At 71.4% G+C, this 17,582-nt stretch carries 20 protein-coding genes and 1 pseudogene; 10 read left to right on the top strand and 11 right to left on the bottom strand.

Translation table 11 applies throughout. The features are described from left to right. The 5 genes and pseudogenes from ACF07B_RS23685 to ACF07B_RS23665 all read right to left on the bottom strand — a co-directional run. On the bottom strand, positions 1 to 1,637 hold a 1,637-nt coding region (locus tag ACF07B_RS23685), incomplete at its 3' end, for a tetratricopeptide repeat protein (protein WP_392180386.1). Then, positions 1,634 to 1,939 carry a hypothetical protein gene (locus ACF07B_RS23680; protein WP_392180385.1) on the bottom strand — a complete coding sequence of 102 codons (306 nt, stop codon included), beginning with the start codon at positions 1,937 to 1,939 and terminating at the stop codon, positions 1,634 to 1,636. The genes ACF07B_RS23685 and ACF07B_RS23680, both read right to left, overlap by 4 nt. A gap of 127 nt (positions 1,940 to 2,066) precedes the next feature. Then, positions 2,067 to 2,711, bottom strand: a pseudogene (locus ACF07B_RS23675) (ABC transporter permease); the annotation flags it as partial. Further along, positions 2,671 to 3,546: an ABC transporter ATP-binding protein gene (locus tag ACF07B_RS23670; protein WP_392180590.1), complete on the bottom strand. Its 876-nt coding sequence runs from the start codon at positions 3,544 to 3,546 to the stop codon at positions 2,671 to 2,673. The pseudogene ACF07B_RS23675 and the gene ACF07B_RS23670, both read right to left, overlap by 41 nt. 146 nt (positions 3,547 to 3,692) lie before the next feature. Next, positions 3,693 to 4,154, bottom strand: a complete 462-nt coding sequence (locus tag ACF07B_RS23665) for a MarR family winged helix-turn-helix transcriptional regulator (protein WP_392180384.1) — start codon at positions 4,152 to 4,154, stop codon at positions 3,693 to 3,695. Positions 4,155 to 4,376: 222 nt separating this feature from the next. Here ACF07B_RS23665 and ACF07B_RS23660 point away from each other — a divergent pair, with 222 nt between their 5' ends. Beyond that, a complete protein-coding gene (locus ACF07B_RS23660) occupies positions 4,377 to 4,733 on the top strand; it encodes an STAS domain-containing protein (RefSeq protein WP_384240959.1) in 357 nt (118 codons plus the stop codon). Positions 4,734 to 4,739: 6 nt separating this feature from the next. Here ACF07B_RS23660 and ACF07B_RS23655 read toward each other — a convergent pair whose 3' ends face one another. Continuing rightward, positions 4,740 to 5,171, bottom strand: a complete 432-nt coding sequence (locus ACF07B_RS23655) for a MarR family winged helix-turn-helix transcriptional regulator (protein ID WP_392180383.1) — start codon at positions 5,169 to 5,171, stop codon at positions 4,740 to 4,742. Positions 5,172 to 5,448: 277 nt separating this feature from the next. Here ACF07B_RS23655 and ACF07B_RS23650 point away from each other — a divergent pair, with 277 nt between their 5' ends. Next, positions 5,449 to 6,636, top strand: a complete 1,188-nt coding sequence (locus ACF07B_RS23650) for a PP2C family protein-serine/threonine phosphatase (protein WP_392180589.1) — start codon at positions 5,449 to 5,451, stop codon at positions 6,634 to 6,636. A gap of 50 nt (positions 6,637 to 6,686) precedes the next feature. On the opposite strand, the gene ACF07B_RS23645 is transcribed toward ACF07B_RS23650, so the two are convergent. Then, positions 6,687 to 7,097 carry an ATP-binding protein gene (locus tag ACF07B_RS23645; protein ID WP_384240964.1) on the bottom strand — a complete coding sequence of 137 codons (411 nt, stop codon included), beginning with the start codon at positions 7,095 to 7,097 and terminating at the stop codon, positions 6,687 to 6,689. A gap of 467 nt (positions 7,098 to 7,564) precedes the next feature. Between ACF07B_RS23645 and ACF07B_RS23640 the strand changes: the two genes are divergently transcribed. Then, positions 7,565 to 8,779, top strand: coding sequence for a phosphatidylserine/phosphatidylglycerophosphate/cardiolipin synthase family protein (locus ACF07B_RS23640; RefSeq protein ID WP_392180382.1), 1,215 nt, complete (start codon positions 7,565 to 7,567; stop codon positions 8,777 to 8,779). A gap of 9 nt (positions 8,780 to 8,788) precedes the next feature. On the opposite strand, the gene ACF07B_RS23635 is transcribed toward ACF07B_RS23640, so the two are convergent. Beyond that, positions 8,789 to 9,493: a GAF and ANTAR domain-containing protein gene (locus tag ACF07B_RS23635; RefSeq protein WP_362408096.1), complete on the bottom strand. Its 705-nt coding sequence runs from the start codon at positions 9,491 to 9,493 to the stop codon at positions 8,789 to 8,791. A gap of 265 nt (positions 9,494 to 9,758) precedes the next feature. Here ACF07B_RS23635 and ACF07B_RS23630 point away from each other — a divergent pair, with 265 nt between their 5' ends. From ACF07B_RS23630 to ACF07B_RS23615, 4 genes are all read left to right on the top strand, one after another. Then, on the top strand, positions 9,759 to 10,019 hold the full coding sequence (locus tag ACF07B_RS23630; RefSeq protein WP_369481423.1) for a WhiB family transcriptional regulator: 261 nt from the start codon (positions 9,759 to 9,761) through the stop codon (positions 10,017 to 10,019). A gap of 109 nt (positions 10,020 to 10,128) precedes the next feature. Next, positions 10,129 to 10,563, top strand: a complete 435-nt coding sequence (locus ACF07B_RS23625) for an ATP-binding protein (protein WP_392180381.1) — start codon at positions 10,129 to 10,131, stop codon at positions 10,561 to 10,563. A 110-nt stretch (positions 10,564 to 10,673) separates the two neighbouring features. After that, on the top strand, positions 10,674 to 10,976 hold the full coding sequence (locus ACF07B_RS23620; RefSeq protein WP_369481421.1) for a hypothetical protein: 303 nt from the start codon (positions 10,674 to 10,676) through the stop codon (positions 10,974 to 10,976). A gap of 169 nt (positions 10,977 to 11,145) precedes the next feature. Next, on the top strand, positions 11,146 to 11,553 hold the full coding sequence (locus ACF07B_RS23615) for a hypothetical protein (protein WP_392180588.1): 408 nt from the start codon (positions 11,146 to 11,148) through the stop codon (positions 11,551 to 11,553). 188 nt (positions 11,554 to 11,741) lie between these two features. Here the strand turns inward: ACF07B_RS23615 and ACF07B_RS23610 are convergent, their stop codons facing one another. After that, positions 11,742 to 12,197 carry an ATP-binding protein gene (locus ACF07B_RS23610; protein ID WP_392180380.1) on the bottom strand — a complete coding sequence of 152 codons (456 nt, stop codon included), beginning with the start codon at positions 12,195 to 12,197 and terminating at the stop codon, positions 11,742 to 11,744. 265 nt (positions 12,198 to 12,462) lie between these two features. Here ACF07B_RS23610 and ACF07B_RS23605 point away from each other — a divergent pair, with 265 nt between their 5' ends. The 3 genes from ACF07B_RS23605 (at position 12,463) to ACF07B_RS23595 (ending at position 14,601) form a co-directional block, all read left to right on the top strand. Further along, positions 12,463 to 12,843: a MauE/DoxX family redox-associated membrane protein gene (locus tag ACF07B_RS23605; protein WP_362408106.1), complete on the top strand. Its 381-nt coding sequence runs from the start codon at positions 12,463 to 12,465 to the stop codon at positions 12,841 to 12,843. After that, positions 12,840 to 13,307: a peroxiredoxin gene (locus ACF07B_RS23600; RefSeq protein WP_362408108.1), complete on the top strand. Its 468-nt coding sequence runs from the start codon at positions 12,840 to 12,842 to the stop codon at positions 13,305 to 13,307. The genes ACF07B_RS23605 and ACF07B_RS23600 overlap by 4 nt, the downstream gene beginning before the upstream one ends. Before the next feature lie 346 nt (positions 13,308 to 13,653). Continuing rightward, positions 13,654 to 14,601, top strand: coding sequence for a TauD/TfdA dioxygenase family protein (locus ACF07B_RS23595; RefSeq protein ID WP_392180379.1), 948 nt, complete (start codon positions 13,654 to 13,656; stop codon positions 14,599 to 14,601). A gap of 34 nt (positions 14,602 to 14,635) precedes the next feature. Here ACF07B_RS23595 and ACF07B_RS23590 read toward each other — a convergent pair whose 3' ends face one another. Together ACF07B_RS23590 and ACF07B_RS23585 are read right to left on the bottom strand one after the other, a co-directional pair. Beyond that, a complete protein-coding gene (locus tag ACF07B_RS23590; RefSeq protein ID WP_392180378.1) occupies positions 14,636 to 16,111 on the bottom strand; it encodes an FAD-binding protein in 1,476 nt (491 codons plus the stop codon). Between the two features lie 266 nt (positions 16,112 to 16,377). Beyond that, positions 16,378 to 17,571: an SPFH domain-containing protein gene (locus ACF07B_RS23585; RefSeq protein ID WP_392180377.1), complete on the bottom strand. Its 1,194-nt coding sequence runs from the start codon at positions 17,569 to 17,571 to the stop codon at positions 16,378 to 16,380. Positions 17,572 to 17,582 lie beyond the last annotated feature (11 nt).

The following is a 17,582-nucleotide window of genomic DNA, read 5'->3' as shown; positions in this document are numbered from 1 at the left end:
CGTCTGGCGAGGTTGTTCAGGCGGAGGGCGGTATCGGGGTGGTCGGGGCCGAGGGCTGCCTCGGTGATGGCCAGCGCCCGCTCCTTCAGCGGCAGGGCTTCGGTGTATCGCCCCAGATCACTGAGCATGCTGGCGAGATTGCCCAGGCGGCCGGCGGTGCTGGGGTGGTCGGGGCCGAGGGCTGCCTCGGTGATGGCCAGCGCCCGCTCCTCCAAGGGGAGGGCTTGAGCGGCTTGGCCGCGGGCCGTCAGATAGATCGCAGTCTGGCCCAGCAGCACCGCAAGATCCGAGATCGTTTCAGGGGCACGACAGTGCATGTTCACGGCTTCCACATGGGACAGGAGCTCTTGCCATTCCGGCCAGTGCTGCACGTCCTCGGGACTACCCGATGGCATCGCGGCATGCAGCAGGTTCAGAGCGGTTTCGCTCGGGTGCTGTGGGGTGAGAGGCCGGGGCCGGCGGAGCAGCCGCCGGATTCCGCGGGGCTGCAGTCTTGGAGCGGGTGCGGGGGTGGTGCAGCGCAGCACGGTCTGGACGAGGCGGTGGACGGTGACCGTGAGATCGGTGAGGGTGATCAGGCTATATGCGGCAAGCACACCCAGCGCATGATCCACGTCCCGAACCGTGGGCAGGGCACCGGTGAGGACGCGGCGCGGCAAGGGATCGGGTGCGCAATAGGCCAACGTCCGCAGCAACTCGACCGCGTGGGGGTCTTCAGCCTGTACAGCACTGAAGGTGACGCTCCACAACTGGGCGATGGTGCGCTGCTGGGAATCGCCGGGGGGCGTGGCGGCCAGCACACCAGCTGGATCGGTGCGCAGTTGGCTGAGGTAGCTGGCTGCGGTGGTACGGGTCTGTGCCAGGTAGGCGCCGGCCTGCTGCAGGGCCAGGGGCAGATACCCGAGTTCCTCGGCCAGATCAGCCAGCCCCGCAACGTCCCTGTCGGCATGACGTCTGGTGATCTCCTGCAGCACCTTCAGAGAGGCGTCGGGGTTGAGCGTGTCGAGGCGGAGCGGGGTGCCGAGGTCGCGCCAGGACAGGTCACGTCGGGTGGTGACCAGGGTCTGGCCGGTGCCGAGCCGGCCGAGGTAGGGGTGGAGATCGGCGGGCTCTTCCGCATTGTCGAAGACCAGCAGCCATCCGGTACGCCCTTGCAGCCAGGCAACGGCCCAGTCGGCAGCCTCGTCGAGCGGCAGCGCCGCGTGCACCGGGTCGATGGCCGTAGCCAGGGCCGCAAGGCCAGCGGTGATGGTGGCGGCGGACGAGGCATTGATCCACCACACCGGACCACGCCCGGCCGTCAAGCAGGCGTGGGCGTGGTGAAGAACCAGGGTGCTCTTGCCGACTCCGCCCATGCCCCGCACCGTCTGGGTGACGATCCCCGTCCCCGTCGATGGCAAATCCCGCAAAACAGCAAGCGCTCCGTCACGGCCTTCGAAAACTCGGCTGTCCGGCTCCGGAAGGTTGTTCAGCCGGGCTATCGAGTCGTCGGGGACCGCAGCCTGCAGGGCGCCGGGAGGGAGCACGACGTTTCGCTGCTCGATCCGGACCTGGTCGCCGGTGGCGATGACGCCAGAGCTGTTGCCTGCGGCGGCCGACCGTCCTCCGGAGGCGGGTGGTGTGGGTGGCTGGGTCATCGCTGAACGGTGCCGTTGTCCCCCGTGATGATCACCCCGGAATTGTCCTGCGTGGCCACCGCCCGCTCACCCGAGGCAGTCGACGTTCCGGGCGTCGTGACGGGCGGAGTCGGAGTCGGAGAGCCGATCAGAGACGATGCCCAGGCTCCCAGCACCCCCGCGATGACCGCGCCGGCTCCCGCACCCGTCCCGATCCGCGTCGACTGATCCCACGGCAACAACAGATCACCCAGCACCACACACAACCCGAACACCACCAACGACCCGAAGACCACCAGCAGCCAACGCCCCGTCCGTCCCATCCGACGCCCCCTCACACACCATCAGCTAACCAACCATGCTTCCACGACGCCAGGCACGACTCACCCAGTTCCGCCGATCCGGTACCAGAGCAGATCCACATCACTCCAGACCGCTCCCCGGCATTGGAAGCGGTACCGCGATGGCCTGCCCGATGCCCATCAGCCGGTCCCGGGTGAGCACGATGCCCGCGATCGTCATCGACAGGCAGGAGAAGAACGCCGAACCGAGCACGACGGCCACGGCCACTCCGAAGAGCCGCAGCGGGTTCCACGTCATCGCCACCCCGAGCAGCGCGGCGATCACGACGACCACCACGGCCTGGATCAGCGCCTTCACCCCGGCGGCGAACGCCTTGCCGGTGATGAGCGCGGAGCGCGGTGTGGGGGTGACGAGGAGTTTGGTGAGGATGCCGGCGTCCCGCTCCCAGATGATCATGATGCCGTAGAAGATCGCGATGAACATGGCGGACTGGGCGATGATGCCCGGCGCCAAATAGTCGAGGTAGGGGATTCCGCCGGTCGGGATGGCGTGGATGCGCGTGAACGTCTCGCCGAAGATCAGCAGCCAGAGCGCCGGCTGGATCGCCCGCGTGTACAGCTCGGTGCGGTCGTGGCGGAGTTTCTGGAGCTCGACCGCGCACATCGCGGCGACCCGGGCGGGCAGGACGCGCCAGCCCGTGCGGGCCCTGGGCGGGGTCACGAGCAGGTCGAGGCTCCCCGGGCGGACGCGCTCAGCCGACGCGGGAAGCGGTACGGCGGGTGCTTCGGACATCGCTGAAGTCTCCTGATCGGTCGTCGAGTCCACTGCCGGCGACGTCACGGAAGACGTCTTCCAGCGTGGGCGGGTCACCGTCTCCGCCGATCCCACGGCGCTCGCCGAGGCCCGCTCTGAGCTGCTGCGGGGTGCCGAGCGCGCGAACGCGTCCGCGGTGCATCAGCGCGACCCGGTCGCAGTACTGGTCGGCCTCGTCCATGTAATGGGTCGTCACGAGGACCGTCATCCCGGTGGCGGCCCGCACGGCGTTGATGTGCTCCCACACGTTGGTGCGGGCGATCGGGTCGAGGCCGATGGTCGGCTCGTCCAGGATCAGCAGCCGCGGTGCGCTGACCAGTGCCTGGGCGAGTTCCAGGCGGCGCACCATGCCTCCGGAGTACGTCCTGGCGAGCCGGTCGGCCGCGTCCGTGAGGCCGACCGCTTCGAGCGCCTGAGCCACACGGGCCGCGCGTTCCCGCCGGGACACGTCGAAGACGCGGGCGAACAGGACCACGTTCTCCCTGCCCGTGAGACCGGAGTCGGCGGACAGTTGCTGCGGCACGTAACCCAACAGGCGTCGTACGGCCATGCGTTCGCGGCTGGCGTCGTGCCCGAAGACACGGATCTTTCCCGAAGGGACCGGCAGCAGCGTGGTGATGCAGCGGAGCGCGGTCGTCTTGCCTGCTCCGTTGGGACCGAGCAGTCCGAACACCTCACCGTCACGGACGGCGAGGTCCAGACCGTCGACGGCGGTCATCTCGCCGAAGGCGTAGACGAGTCCCGCGCAGGACACGGCGTCCGGTGCGGCGCCCGGGGCAGGCGCGGCGCCGGCGTCCGCGGCCTCTCCCGTCATCGAGGCGTCGGCACCGGCGTCGACCGCCGTGGCCGGGACCGGCGTCAGGGGTGTGTCCGCCCGGTCGTCGGCCGGCTCCGCCTCGTCGCGTCGGGGGTCCGGGGTCTCCTGCCGCGCGTCTTCCCCGCGTCCGCTCCTGTGCCCTGTCATGTCTCCTCGGCCTCCTCGTGCAGGTTCGCCGCCAGTTTGCGCAGGACCGGGAGAGCGGCCTCCAGGGCGGCACGGTCGGCGGCGTCGAGACGCGCCACCTGGCCGCGTACGAGCGCCGCGCGCCGCTGCCGCCAGTCGTTCAGCCGGGCATCGGCCGCCGGGGTGGACAGCAGTCGGGCGGCGCGCCGGTCGGCCGGGTCCGTCTCGCGGATCAGATAGCCGTCCGCGACCAGCCGGTTGACCAGCGTCGAGACCGAATTGCCCGCCAGATACAGCTCCTTGGCCGCCTCCGACACACCGATGCCCGGCCGGTCGACGACCAGCCGCAGCAGATCGACCTCGGCACCGCGCAGGCTCGGTCCGGGCGTGCCGCGGCGCAGCCGCCGTCTGATCAGCCGCTGCAACCCGGCCAGGGCGTCCGCCAGGGCCTCGGGGAAACTCTCCGACTCCGACCTCACGTTCCGAGATTACCTCTGCGTCAGAGGTAATTCGGGAAAGGGAGGGTCAAGAGGCCGGCTCCGACGGCAAAGCCGAGGACCGGCTCCGACGGCGAAACCCGAGGTGTGCATCTCGATTCGGGGGGTAACCGTTGACCTGCTCACCGGCGTAGCCCAGCGCCGGGTGGATCCCGACGGATCAGTTCCCCCTTGGAGGTAACCGTGCCGGCCGAAGAGGCTCCTGTGTCCATCGACGCGACCTTGTACGGCGAGGGCATCGCCCTGGTCACCGTCGCCGGGGAACTGGATGTGGAGACAGCCCCCGAGCTGCACAACCGACTGGCCGACCAGATTCGCGGCGGCCGGCGGCATCTGCTGCTCGACCTGTCCGCGGTCCCCTTCATGGACTCCTCCGGCATCAACGCCCTGCTCAAGGCTCGCGACGCCGCCGGACACGCGGGAGGCGGCGTGTGCCTCGTGTCCCCGGCGCCCGTGGTCCAGCGCATTCTGGATCTCACGGGCGTCAGCCTCGCCATACCGTCGGTGCCCGATGTGGACGCCGCACTGCTCCACATCGGCGAAGGGACCGCCCGGCACTAGACCGCGCTAGGCCGAGCGGGCCTCGGCCTTCTCCACCTCGTGGAGCTGCGCCGCCGCGGCCGAGCAGAAGGCCGCCAGCCCTTCCACGAGCGCCTCGCGGCCGGCTGCCGGCATCTGCGCGAGGACGGCTTCCACGGCCCGCTCGCGCCGCGCGCGCAGCTCCGTGAGGAAGGTCCGGCCCTGGGCGCTCAGGAACAGGCGCAGCTCGCGGCGGCTGGTGGCGCTCGGTGCCCGTTCCACGAATCCCACGGCCTGCAGCCGGTCGCAGAGTCTGCTGGTCGAGGGAGGCGTGGAGCCGAGCGCGTCGGCCAGGGTCCTCAGGTTGATGCCCTCGTCGTGTTCCAGGATGAACAGCACCCGCAACTGCGAGGCTGACACCGGGGCCGTCGAGGCGCGGCCCCAGAGGATCTCCAGCAGCTCGGCGGCCTCGGCGGTCACACGGGCCACCTCGCTGTGGCGTGGACGCGGGCCTGAGGAAGTCACCGTCCAACTCTCCCAGTCTTCTCGGGCACTGTCAGCCTGTCGGCTCGACACCGGGGAACAAAATGATGGATAGCGGCCCTCCCGCATGAAGGGCTGCCCCCCAGGAGGGCATCGACACGCACCGTCACCGGATCCCCCGAACTCCATGAACCTCTCTCACTCTGTGAACCTATCGAACCCCATAAATCACACAAACCACGTGAACTCCTCGAAGATTGGTCTGCCCGACATCGTGAACAGATTCGTGGCCGCAGAACGTGCCCTGCGCACCGCGGCGCCCCATCAGCTGCTGGACGCGGTCCGTGACGTGCTGCGCGGTCACTACGCGGCCGATTCCGTCGAACTCTTCATGGCCGACTACGGGCTCACCGTGCTGCAGCCCGTATCGGTGCTTCCGCACACCCTGGAACCCATTCCGGTGCACACCAGCCCGGAGGGCCGGGCTTTCGGCGCCCAGGAACCCTTCGTGGAGGAAGGCGGCGACGGGTGCGTACGAGCGCACCTCCCGGTGACGGTCCGCGGCGACCGGCTCGGCGTCCTGTCCGTCGCCCTGCCCTCCTCCGCCTGCGACGCGGACACGCTCGCCGAGCTCGCCGACATCGCCGAGGTCCTCGCCCACGAGGTGCTCGTGGCCGAACGCGACACCGACCTCTACCTCCAGGCCCGCCGCAAGGACCGGCTGACCCTGGCCGCGGAGATGCAGTGGCAGCTCCTGCCCGGCCGCTCCTGCTCCCGGCCCGAGTACGAGCTCGGCGCCCAGCTGGAACCCGCCTACGCGATCTTCGGCGACAATTTCGACTGGTCGGCCGACGCCGAGCGGCTGTCCCTCTACGTGACCAACGGGATGGGCGAGGGTATCGAGGCGTCGCTGCTCACCAATCTCGGCATCAACGCCCTGCGCAACGCGCGCCGGGCCGGCATCCCGCTCGCGGACCAGGCGGCGCTCGCCGATCAGGCGGTCCACGCCCAGTACCGCGGCGACCGCTACCTGTCCGTGCTCATGCTCGACTTCGAGCTGTCCACCGGCCGGATGCGCGTGATCGACGCGGGGTCGCCCCAGATGCTGCGGCTGCGCGGCCGGACCGTCGAGCGCGTGGACTTCGAGGCGCAGTTGCCCCTCGGCATGTTCGAGGAGACCGACTACCTCGTGCAGGAGTTCCGGGTGGAACCCGGCGACCGGCTCCTCTTCGTGAGCGACGGCGTCCACGCCGTGGCGGGGCCCGGTGGGGAGAAGTACGGGGAGAAGGCCCTGGCCAGGGCGATCAGCGCCACCCGGCTGCTGCCCGCGACGGAGGTGCCCCGCGCCGTCCTGCGGGAACTGACCGGCCACCGGGGCAGGCCGGGTCCGGAGGACGACGCCCTCGTGGTGTGCCTCGACTGGCACGGCCCGGCGGACGCCGGGCACGACGGAGCCGGGTAACCGGCTCAGGCCGGCCGGGCGCCCGCGGGGCCGGCCGGCGGCGGCTCTCGTCAGAAGCTCACGACCGCGTGGACCGTCTTGCCGTCGGAGCGGGCCAGCACGGTCAGCTCGGCGGACAGCCGGCGCACCAGGGGCCAGCCGAAGCCGCCCTGTCCGGTCAGGTCGAGGGGCCTGGGACGTGGCGGCTCGGGGTCGTCGTCGGACACCGAGATGCCCACCCCGTGGCCCATGTCCCTCAGATCCAGGCTGCACAGCCGGCCGCGCGCGTGGCGCACCACGTTCGTCACGAGCTCCGAGACCACGAGCGTCGCCGCCTCGGTGGTCTCGCGCGGCACGGCGCGCGGCAGACCGCCCAGAAACGTGCGGACCAGCCGCCGGGCGTGCACAGCGGCCTGCGGACCTCGCTCCAGCCTCGCACCGAGATCGGTACCGAGATCGCAGGGTGGTTCGACGGTGGTCATTCCTTCGCCTCCCTTGCCGTACGTCCCGCCCGCGCGCCGCGCGGCGGCGCCCCTCCGTGCGGATCGAAGTGCCGGGCAGGCTGTCTCCCCTTGTTCCCGGACCTCCGGAGCCCATGTCACGGGTACCCCCACCTTCACACCTCGCCCACAGGCGTCCCTCCGCTACGGCGCGCAGAGGCCCGGACAGCGGCGAAAGTCTCGGGGGCAGGGGACTGCGGCGGTGGATCGGGGGCACTAGGCACGCGTCCCGGACGCCCGCGGGTGGTTCGGCGACATCGCTCCCGTGGCGGCCGTACGGGGCCGGGCGACCCCGTACGACCGGCACGGTCGAGCGGCCGGGGTGGTGACCCTCGCCGGGCAGGGGCCGGCAGGGCCACCACCCCAGCACCGCTCCGCGCCCGCCCGGGGCGAACGGACGAAACGCGGCACGACACGCGGAACGCGGAACGCACAACAGGAGACGGCGGATGTCCCAGACCATCGCGGCACGAGCAGAGGCGTACGAAACGGTGGACCCGGCGGAGGCACGTCGCCGCAAGCAGCGGTTCCGCAGACGACTGGAACGGCTGATCGGCATCGCCGCCACCGAGGGGAACGAACTGGTTCCCCTGCGCAACGGTGACCGGATCTTCGCCGCGATGCTCGACGCGGTGCGGTCCGCCGAGCACACCATCGACATGATGACCTTCGTCTACTGGCGCGGGCAGATAGCCCGTGACTTCGCCGTCGCGCTGGCCGACCGGGCGCGGGCGGGTGTCAGGGTTCGGCTCCTGCTGGACGGCTTCGGCGCGCAGCGCATCGAGGACGACCTGCTGCGGTCCATGACCGCGGCCGGTGTGCAGGTCGCGTGGTTCCGCAAGCCGCTGTGGCTCTCGCCCCTGAAGCAGAACCACCGCTGTCACCGCAAGGCGCTCGTCGTCGACGAGCACACAGCGTTCACCGGCGGCGTGGGCATCGCCGAGGAATGGTGCGGGGACGCCCGCGGCCCCTCCGAGTGGCGGGACACCCACGTCAAGGTGCGGGGGCCGGCCGTGGACGGCATCGCCGCCGCGTTCGCGCAGAACTGGGCGGAGTGCCACGCCGAGCTCTTCGACGACCGGGACCGCTTCACCGGACACGGTCAGCCGGGCACGGCGACGGTGCAGGTGGTGCGGGGCTCCGCCAGTTTCGGCTGGCAGGACATGCAGACCCTCATCCGGGTGATGCTCGGCTCCGCGGAGGAACGCTTCCGCCTGGCCACCGCCTACTTCGCTCCCGACACCTACTTCGTCGACCTGCTGTGCGCGACGGCTCGCCGCGGTGTCCGGGTGGAGATCCTGCTGCCCGGCCCGTACACCGACCAGCGGGCCTGTCAGCTCGCCGGCCAGAACCACTACGGCACGTTGCTGGCCGCCGGTGTCGAGATACGCCAGTACCAGCCGACCATGCTCCACACCAAGATCATGACAGTGGACGGGGTGGCCTCCCTGATCGGTTCCTCCAACTTCAACCGCCGCTCGATGGAGCACGACGAGGAGGTCATGCTGGCCGTCCTCGACGAGGCGTTCACCGCCGCCCTCGACCATGACTTCGACGAGGACCGGGAGAACGCCGTGGGCATCGATCCGACCCGCTGGCGGCGCAGGTCCCCGGTCCAGCGTGCCAAGGAGCTGGCCGTCGTACCGCTGCGCCGCTTCCTCTAGGACGGACGGTCAGCGGGGCCGCTCGCCGGTCTCGCAGACCTTGCGGGCGATCTCCCGCAGTTTGATGTTGTGGTCCTGGGACGCCTTCTTCAGCAGCGCGAAGGCGTCCTCCTCGCTGAGGCCGTGCCGCTCCATGAGGATGCCCATCGCCTCACCGATCTCGTGGCGGGTCTCCAGGGCATCGCCGAGCTGCTGGTGCGTACGGGCCGAGGACAGGGCGACCGCGGCGTGCGAGGCCAGGATCCAGCCGGCGCGCTGGGCCGACTCGTCGAACATGTTCGGACGGCGCGAGTACAGATTGAGGGCGCCGAGTTCGTCCTCGTCGGTGAAGAGCAGGAAGCCCATCATGCTGCCCATGCCCAGCTTCCTGAGTTCGGGCGCGAAGCGGGACCACTTCTCGTGCGGCCGGCGCAGGTCCTCGATGGCGTAGAGCTGCTCCCGGTCGGTCACCGCGTCGAAGCACGGACCCTCCCGCAGGTCCTGCTGGATCCGGTCCGCCCTGCGCACGACGTCACTGGTCGCGGCCAGCGCCCTGACCTCACCGCGGCGGACGGTGAGGATGCCGCCCTCGTCGCAGCCGTTGATCAGTACCGTCGCGTGCTCCACGATCCGGTCCAGGGTCGCCTGCACCGAATCCTGCGCGAGGAGGTCCCGTGCCATGTCCGCCAGGGCGACGGCAAACTTCTCCCAGACCTCGCCGGACTCCTGCGTCATCGGTCATCCGATCATCAGTCGAAGCGAAACCAGCCTTGACCAGGGATTCCATTGTGGCACCCCGGTACGCCCCCGCCGTGGCGGTCGAGGGACGTCCGCTCACCGGCCCGGACGCGTCCGGGCCGTTCGGCGCGGCCGATCCGTACGGCCGCTCCAGTATCCACGGGATCTTTGCACGACTCCCCTGTTTCATACGGCGGATCAAGGGTGACCCGGGAAGGGACCGTATTCCGAAGAACGCGTTCGACTCGATCAGGAGGCTCGCATGGAGAACTGGCGCGAAGGCGCGTCCTGCCGCACCGTTGACCCCGATCTGTTCTTCCCCATCGGGAACACGGGGCCCGCGCTGCTCCAGATCCAGGAGGCGAAGGCGGTCTGCGCGGGCTGCCCGGTCCGCGAGGAGTGCCTGCGCTGGGCCCTGGACACGGGCCAGACCGTCGGCGTCTGGGGTGGTACGAGCGAGGCGGAACGGCGCGCACTGGCGCGGCGCCGCTCCCGTGGGCGCCCCCGGAGCACCTCCGCGTAGAGCGGGAGGGGTGGCACCGGGCCTCGCCACACGGCCGGGTTCGGAGCAGGCGACGGGGTCGCGGCGCAGCGAGAGACACTCCGCCGACGAGATCCGAACGAAGGGCACGATGGAGATCGATCCGAGCCGGAACAGGAAGTCGTCGTCCGAGGAACTGGGGACGCTCACCAGCGCGTTCGGCGGCGAGCTGCGCAACGTGTCCGACGCGCGGCTGGCCGCGGACGGCTATCTGCGGGCCCTCGCGCGAGCGACACCGCCCTCGGCGGACGAACACTGGGACGACATCCTGCTGGTGGTCACCGAACTCGCCGCGAACACGGTCCAGTACGCTCCCGGCCCCTTCGAGCTCCAGCTGCGTCCCACCATCGGTGGTGTGCACGTCATGCTCCACGACACCAGCACCACCCCGCCCGCGCCACGCCGCTTCCGCCCGTCACAGGGCGGGGGCGGCATCGGCTGGCATCTCGTCCACGCGCTCTGCGACCAGGTGAGTGTGATCGTGCGGCCCGACGGCAAGGACGTCCACGCGTTCCTGCCCTGGTGACGGAACGGCACTCTCGGCCGCGCACGCCGACGCGGAGGTGTCGTTCCGCGCGGCATGGGCACACGGTTCCGGTGAGGAAAGCCGTTGCGTCGCACGATCGAGGTGGAGCGTTGAGCCAGGAGCCGGAACCGTCCGAGCGGGAGCACGCGGTGTGGGACCGGGTGCGCCGCGCCGCCACCGGAATGAACCATCACCGGGCGAAGGCGGCCCTCGACGACGCGAGGAAGGCGGCCGAGGACAGTTCGCCGGCCGGCGGGACGGCACCCGGTACGCAGACGGAGGTGGACGAATGGGAGCGGATCACCGAGACCCTGGCCGACCACGCCGGGACCTACGACCCCGCCACGGACCCCTTCGTCCAGGGCCAGCTCGCCGCCCGGTCCCACCGCGCGCAGGCGACGCGACGCGGCTGAGCGCGGCTCCTCGCCTGTTGTCAGTCCCGTACGGAACAATGCTGGTCAGCCAGAACATCACCGCACCCGTGCCGTGTGATCCCGTCCGTCCGTCGAAAGGCCGCCCGCACATGACGTCGACCCCGCACCTCCGTGCCGTGCCGCGAGCGCCGATCGGAGGCCGGTGACCATGCTGCGCCCGCTGCCCCGCACACCCGCCCCGCTCGGCCCCGAGGGTGCCGAGATCCTGCGTCTGATCACCCAGCGACGGTTCCCCGTCCGCCTCACCGTGCATGCCAACGGCCGCCGTCGGTACGGCTATTGGCTTCCGTTCGATCCCGGGACCGGGCGTGGCGGCTGCTATGTGGCCCTGCCCACCGGTGAGTGCGACGCGCTGCACGCGGCGGGACGGATCACGCTCGGCGACGCGCTCGTCGACCCCGCGAAGACCACGTACGCGGTCCAGGCCACGGCACGCACCACCACCGGGGGCCGGGGTGAGCCGACCGGGCGGGGTGAGGGAACAGGGCGGACCGAGGTGACCGGTCGGAGCGCGGGGTTGGACGTGAGCAGCTTTCGGCATGCCCTGACGGCCTGACCCCCTGCCGCCACGCGCTGACGACCCACTCCCTGGCCGCCATGCGCTGACGACCCACTCCCTCGCCGCCATGCGCGGAGGTCCCGACTCCCCGTCGGGGCGTCCCGAGGCTCTGTCACCGGGCCCCGACGCCATGGGAGAAGCGGGGCGGGAACGGGCAGGCGAACGGGAGAGACGCCCGCCGCCCCTCAGCGCCTCGGGCCGGGCGGGAGCGGCACCTCGGCCGTGATGCGCTTGCCCCCGGCCCGAAGGTTCGAGACGACGACGTCACTGGCCAGCGTGCACACGATCATCCAGCCCCGACCGCCGGCCCGCATACGGCCGGCTTCGTCGAACTGTTCGCCAAACACGGGCAGTCGGCTGCTTCGATCACTCACGGACAGACGCACGGCCCGCTCGGTCGGTGTCACCTCGAACCCGGTGACTCCGCCTCCGTGGAGCATCGCGTTGGTGACCAGCTCGGAGGCGACGAGCAGGGCGTCGCCGACGGCCTCCTCGTCGTCCCGGGTGAGGCCGCCGGGCCGAGCGGCGAGGGCGTACCTGACCGCCTGCCGCACATCGGCGGGACTGCCGGGGCCCGTCGAGACCACCGGACGCGCGACGGCCGCCTCGTCGGTGGCGGACCTCTGACCGTGCCGGCACATGACCTCGCTCCTCGTTTCCCGTTCCCGGCCGTCACGGACGGCGTCCTCGCCTCGCGGCCGGTCACCTGTACGGCTGACCGCGAACCGCGCCCCCAAACCTGGACGTTCGCGTATGCACCGGACTCCGCGGCACCCGCCCGAGGGCCGACGACAAGCGGACGCCATGGGAACGGCACACGAACGACAGCCGGCCGACGTGTCCCACCCGTACCACTGAGACTTACCCTGCAGTAATATCCGCGGGCAGGCCCCCCGAGGAGGAACCGTGCCACGGCCCGAACGATCACCCTTGCTGCTCGCAGGCCTTCTGGCCACCGCGGGCGTCGCCCACTTCGCCGCACCACGGCAGTTCGACGCCATCATCCCGCGCGCTCTCCCGGGAGCGCCCAGAACCTGGACGTACGCGAGCGGCGCCGCCGAACTCGCCCTGGCGGCAGGGGTGGCACTCCCCCGCACGCGCCGGGTCGCCGCGCTCGCCACCGCCGCGTTCTTCGTCGGGGTCCTCCCCGCCAACATCCAGATGGCCGCGAACTGGCGCGACCGCCCCGCGCCGCTCAGGGCCGCGGCTCTGGCACGCCTCCCGCTCCAGGTGCCGCTCGTACTGTGGGCGCGCGGAGTCGCCCGGTCCGGAAAGGGACAGTCATGACCTCTCAGGTGAACGTGGGCGACCAGGTCGAGGACTTCACGCTGCCGGACGAGACCGGGGCGAAGCGGAGCCTGTCCGAGCTGCTGGCCGAGGGACCGGTGGTCCTCTTCTTCTATCCCGCGGCCCTCACCGCCGGCTGCACCGCCGAGGCGTGCCACTTCCGCGATCTGGCCACCGAGTTCACGGCCGCCGGCGCGCGGCCGGTCGGGATCAGCGGTGACGCGGTGGACCGGCAGCAGGAGTTCGCCGACCGTCACACGCTCGGCTTCCCGCTGCTGTCCGACGTCGACGGAGCCGTGCGGGAGCGGTTCGGGGTGAAGCGGGGCTTCTCGCTCGCCCCCACCAAGCGGGTCACCTTCGTCATCGCGAAGGACCGCACCGTCCTGGAGGTGGTCCGCAGCGAACTGCGCATGAGCGTCCACGCCGACCGCGCTCTCGCCGCGCTGCGCGATCACCAGGGCTGAGAGGTCCGGGGCACGGCCCCGGACGCAGTGAACGGGCCCCGCCCCTATGCGGATGGAGGGCGGGTCCCGTTCACTGTGCCCCATTCTCGCCACGGCCCGTGTCCGCCGGCAGGGAGTGCGACCCGGTGACGTGGGGGACACCGGACACACCCCGTGCGCGCCGCGCGCCTCCCGTGTGCGCCCGCGCGCGAACACCCGCCCTCCCCGGGCGGCGCCCCGCCTCCCCCACGCGCACCGCCCTCCCCCGTTCCCGCGCCCGCCAGGGCTCGCGAGGCGGCCTGTCCGGTTCCCGGCCGAACGGTCATCCTGGAGCCGACGAGCCGGACACACGAACCACGGAGGCCCCATGACGGACCAGGTCACATCCCTCGAAGTGAGGCCGGCGGCGGGACACATCGGCGCCGAGATCACGGGAGTCGACCTGGCGGAACCGCTGACGGACGAGGTCGTGGCCGCGATCCGGGCGGCCGTACTGCGCTGGAAGGTCCTGTTCTTCCGCGGCCAGCGGCTCGACCACGCCACGCACGTCGCCTTCGCGCGCCGCTTCGGGACTCCGGTCAGGCTCCGCTCCCGGGGCGGCGCGTCGCCCGGGGAGTTCCCCGAGATCGAGACGACGGCCGACCGCCTCGAACTGGGCGGGCGCTACGGCATGGACCACGAGGAATGGCTGCGCAGGCGCCGTCACTCGCTGCTGCGCGGGTGGCACTGCGACCACGGCGCCCGGATCGATCCCCCGGCCGCGACGATCCTGCGCGCCGAGACCGTACCCCCGTACGGCGGCGACACGACCTGGTCGAACCTGGCCGTCGCCTACGCGGGCCTCTCGGCGCCCGTGCGCGCCTTCGTCGACACCCTGCGCGCCGAGCACCGGCTGGGGGTCGGGTACCAGAGCCGGCCGGGCGACGACGCGTACGTCCGTCATCTCCTGGACCGTCAGATCGCCACCGACCACCCGCTGGTGCGGGTGCACCCGGAGACGGGTGAGCGGGTGCTGTTCGTCAACGGCTACTACATCGAGCAGATCCTCGGGGTGTCCCGGCCGGAGAGCCGGGCGCTCCTTGACATGCTGCTGGAGCAGGCGACCCGGCCCGAGTACACGGTCCGCTTCCGGTGGGAGGCGGGCAGTGTCGCCTTCTGGGACAACCGGGCCACCATCCATCTGGCGCCGAGCGACACCGCCCACCTCGACCACCCCCGGGTCATGCACCGGGTGATGCTGGCCGGTGATGTCCCGAGGGGGGTGAACGGCGAGCCGTCGGCCCCGATCGTGGGCAGCGAGCCCGGCCGCTGGTGAGCACGCGCCGCAGGCCGGGCACGGACCGCCGCCGTCAGAAGACGCCCTGCCCGGGGACCAGGATTCCCCGCGGGTCGTACGTGTGCCGGGCGGCGGCCAGCCGTCGGTAGGCGGGGCCGAAGTGCTCGCGCCAGTCCGCCGGGCCGAAGGGGACCGAGCCGACCGGGTAGTGGGTGCCGCCCGCCGCGTGGACGGTGTCGTAGGCGGCCCGGTTGGCCGCGAGGAGACGGTCCACGGTCGCGGTGTCCTCGGGCGGGGTCGTGCGCAGGACGGCCAGCAGATAGGACACCCGGTCATCGGGAGTGCGCAGCAGCGGGGTGTGCAGGCTCTCGCGCAGCACCGGGTACAGGAGGACGACGCCGGGCCCGAGATCGGCCGGCGTGAGGTCCGCCAGCAGCGATTCCGCCAGAGCCGCCGTCGAACGGCCCGGCAGCAGCAGGTTCAGCCACGGGTGGGCGAAGGCCCACAGGCCCGCTTCCTTGAGGGCGGCGACCGAGGGCGCGAGCCGGTCGAGGAAGTCGTAGTAGCCGAGGTCGCTCGTCTGCACGCCCGCGGGGTCGTGCCGCAGTCCGCGCAGCAGGGCGGTGTCGTCGGGGGCGGGACCGACGGGCGGACCGTAGGCGACGGCTTCGAGGAGGTACCCGCCGAAGACCCCGTCGGCGTCGGCGGTCACCTGGCCCTCGACGTAGGCGAAACGGCCCTCTTCGACGAGCAGCCGCTGGTCGTCGAGGAACGTGCGCAGGTCGTCGTACGGCAGGAGGTAGTGGCGTACGGTCACGGGCGCGGGGACCAGGCGCAGCGTGGCGCCGACGATGATCGCGCACTGGCCGAGTCCGGCGAGCACGGCGTGGAACAGCTCGCGGTGGCGGGTCGGGGAGCAGCGCACGAGGTCACCGGCGCCGGTGACGACCTGGAGTTCGGTCACGTTGTCGACCTGGGCGCCCTGCTGATGGGTCTGGCCTCCGATGCCGCCGACCGAGAGGGTTCCGCCGACGGAGAGTTCGAGGTAGTCGGTGAAGGTGGGCGGGGTGAGTCCGTGGGCCAGGGTGGCGTGGGCGACCTGGCTCCACCTGGCGCCCGCGCCGACGGTGACCGTCGTGCTGCCCGGCCCGACCGGGCCGATGGAGGCCAGCGGTGCGGTCTCGATGACCAGGCCGCCGTCGACCTGCGCCTGCCCCTGTGTGGCGTGGCCCTGGCCGCGCGGTGCGACGGACACACCGTGCTCGTTGCAGAAGCGGACCATGGCGACGACGTCCCGCACCGAGCCCGGTCGCAGCACCGCGGCCGGACGCCGGTGGACGATGTGTCCGTAGTCGTCGGCGTCCGCCGTGAGCGAGGCGTCGTCGGTGTGAACGCTCCCGTCCAGCCGCGGCAGTCCCGCGAGCGGCCGGCGGGCGGTGTCGGTCGTGGTGGCCGCCCAGCTCCGGGTGAAGGGATCGAAACCGACGACCGCGGCGCCTGCGGCGGCGAGGCCCTGAAGTGCGGTACGTCGCGAGGGTGTCCGGGGCATGCGCTCCTCCAGGGGCGGCCGCGTCGAGATCAACTGGGGCCGAGTGTAAGGGACTTGAGAGCCCTTGGGGCCGGTTGATCCAAACGTGGCCACGGGTGCGCCGGCCCGGGCCCGGACGCGTCCCGCCGCCGGCCGGCTGCCGGCTGCTGGCTGCCGGCTGCCGGCTGCCGACTGCCGGAGCGCTGTCTGCGCGGTGCCGGGTGAAACGACCGCGTCCGCCGCCCCGGGAGGGACGGCGGACGCGGTGTTCCGAGGACCGGGGACGGTCAGCCGGCCGGCTGGGCGCCCTTCGGCTCGTCACCGTCGACGTCGACCGGCGTGCGGCTGTACCCCTGGAGTTCGAGCGGGCCGTTCGCCTTCGCGGCGCCGCTCTCGGCGTTCTGCCCGCCCAGGTTCTGGCGGACCGAGTCGAGGATGGTCAGACCCTGGGCGACCAGGCCGGCCGCTATCTCGCCGAGACCGTCGGCGCCGTTGAGGACGTTGACGTTCGCGCCCGCGAGACCGCCGGCCGCCTCCTTGACGATCAGGGGAAGCTGGTCGATCAGCATCCGGTCGAGCGCGACCCGGTCGTGCGAGGCGGCCGCCTCGGCCTGGATCTTCATGCGCTCGGCATCGGCGATGGCGAGGACCTTGATCCGCTCGGCCTCCGCCTCGGCCGGCTTGACGACCTCGGCGACGAGCTGCTGCTGACGCAACTGGGCGGCACGCTGGGCGAGTTCGGTCTGCGCCGCGAGCACCTCCTGCTGCGCGTGAGCCTGGGCGAGCGGGCCCGCCTGGGCGGCCTGCGCCTGCGCGCGGTCCACCTCGGCCGAGTACTCCGCCTGAACGATGGCCGTCTGCCGGGCGTACTCGGCCTGGTTGCGCGCCGCCACCTGCTGCGCCTCGACGGAGGCCTGCGTGGCCTGCGCCTGGGCGATCTGGGCCTGGCGCTGGATGGCCGCCTTGTGGGGCGCGGACATGGCGTCGATGTAGCCGGTGTCGCCGTCGTCGATCGACTGGATCTGGAGCGAGTCGACGATCAGGCCGATCTTCGCCATCTCCGTCTTCGAGGTGTCGAGGACCTCGGCGGCGAGCTTCTGCCGCTCGGTGACGATCTCCTCGACCGTCATCGAACCGATGATGGAACGCAGATGGCCCGCGAAGATCCGGCCCGTCAGGACCGACATCTGGTCCTGGTCGGACAGGAACCGCTGCCCCGCGTTGATGATGCTCTCGGTGTCGTTGCCGACCTTGAAAGCGATCACGGCGCGGACGTGCAGCGCGATGCCCTGCTTCGTGACACAGGTCTCGGTGACCTCCGCCTCGCACATGGACAACGTCAGGAAGCGGGTCTTACGGAAGACGGGAAGCACGAACTTTCCGTGCCCCGTCACCACTCGGAACGGCGCGCCCCCCAGTCCCCGCCTGCCACCCGAGATCAACATCGCCTCATCGGGAGCGGGTACGCGATAACCGAACATGCTTCTCCTTC

The sequence above is a fragment of the Streptomyces sp. NPDC015532 genome, from assembly GCF_043078065.1.
In the GTDB taxonomy this organism is placed as follows: domain Bacteria; phylum Actinomycetota; class Actinomycetes; order Streptomycetales; family Streptomycetaceae; genus Streptomyces.
Note: the sequence above shows the minus strand (reverse complement) of the source record. Positions and strands in the feature narration are given on the sequence as shown.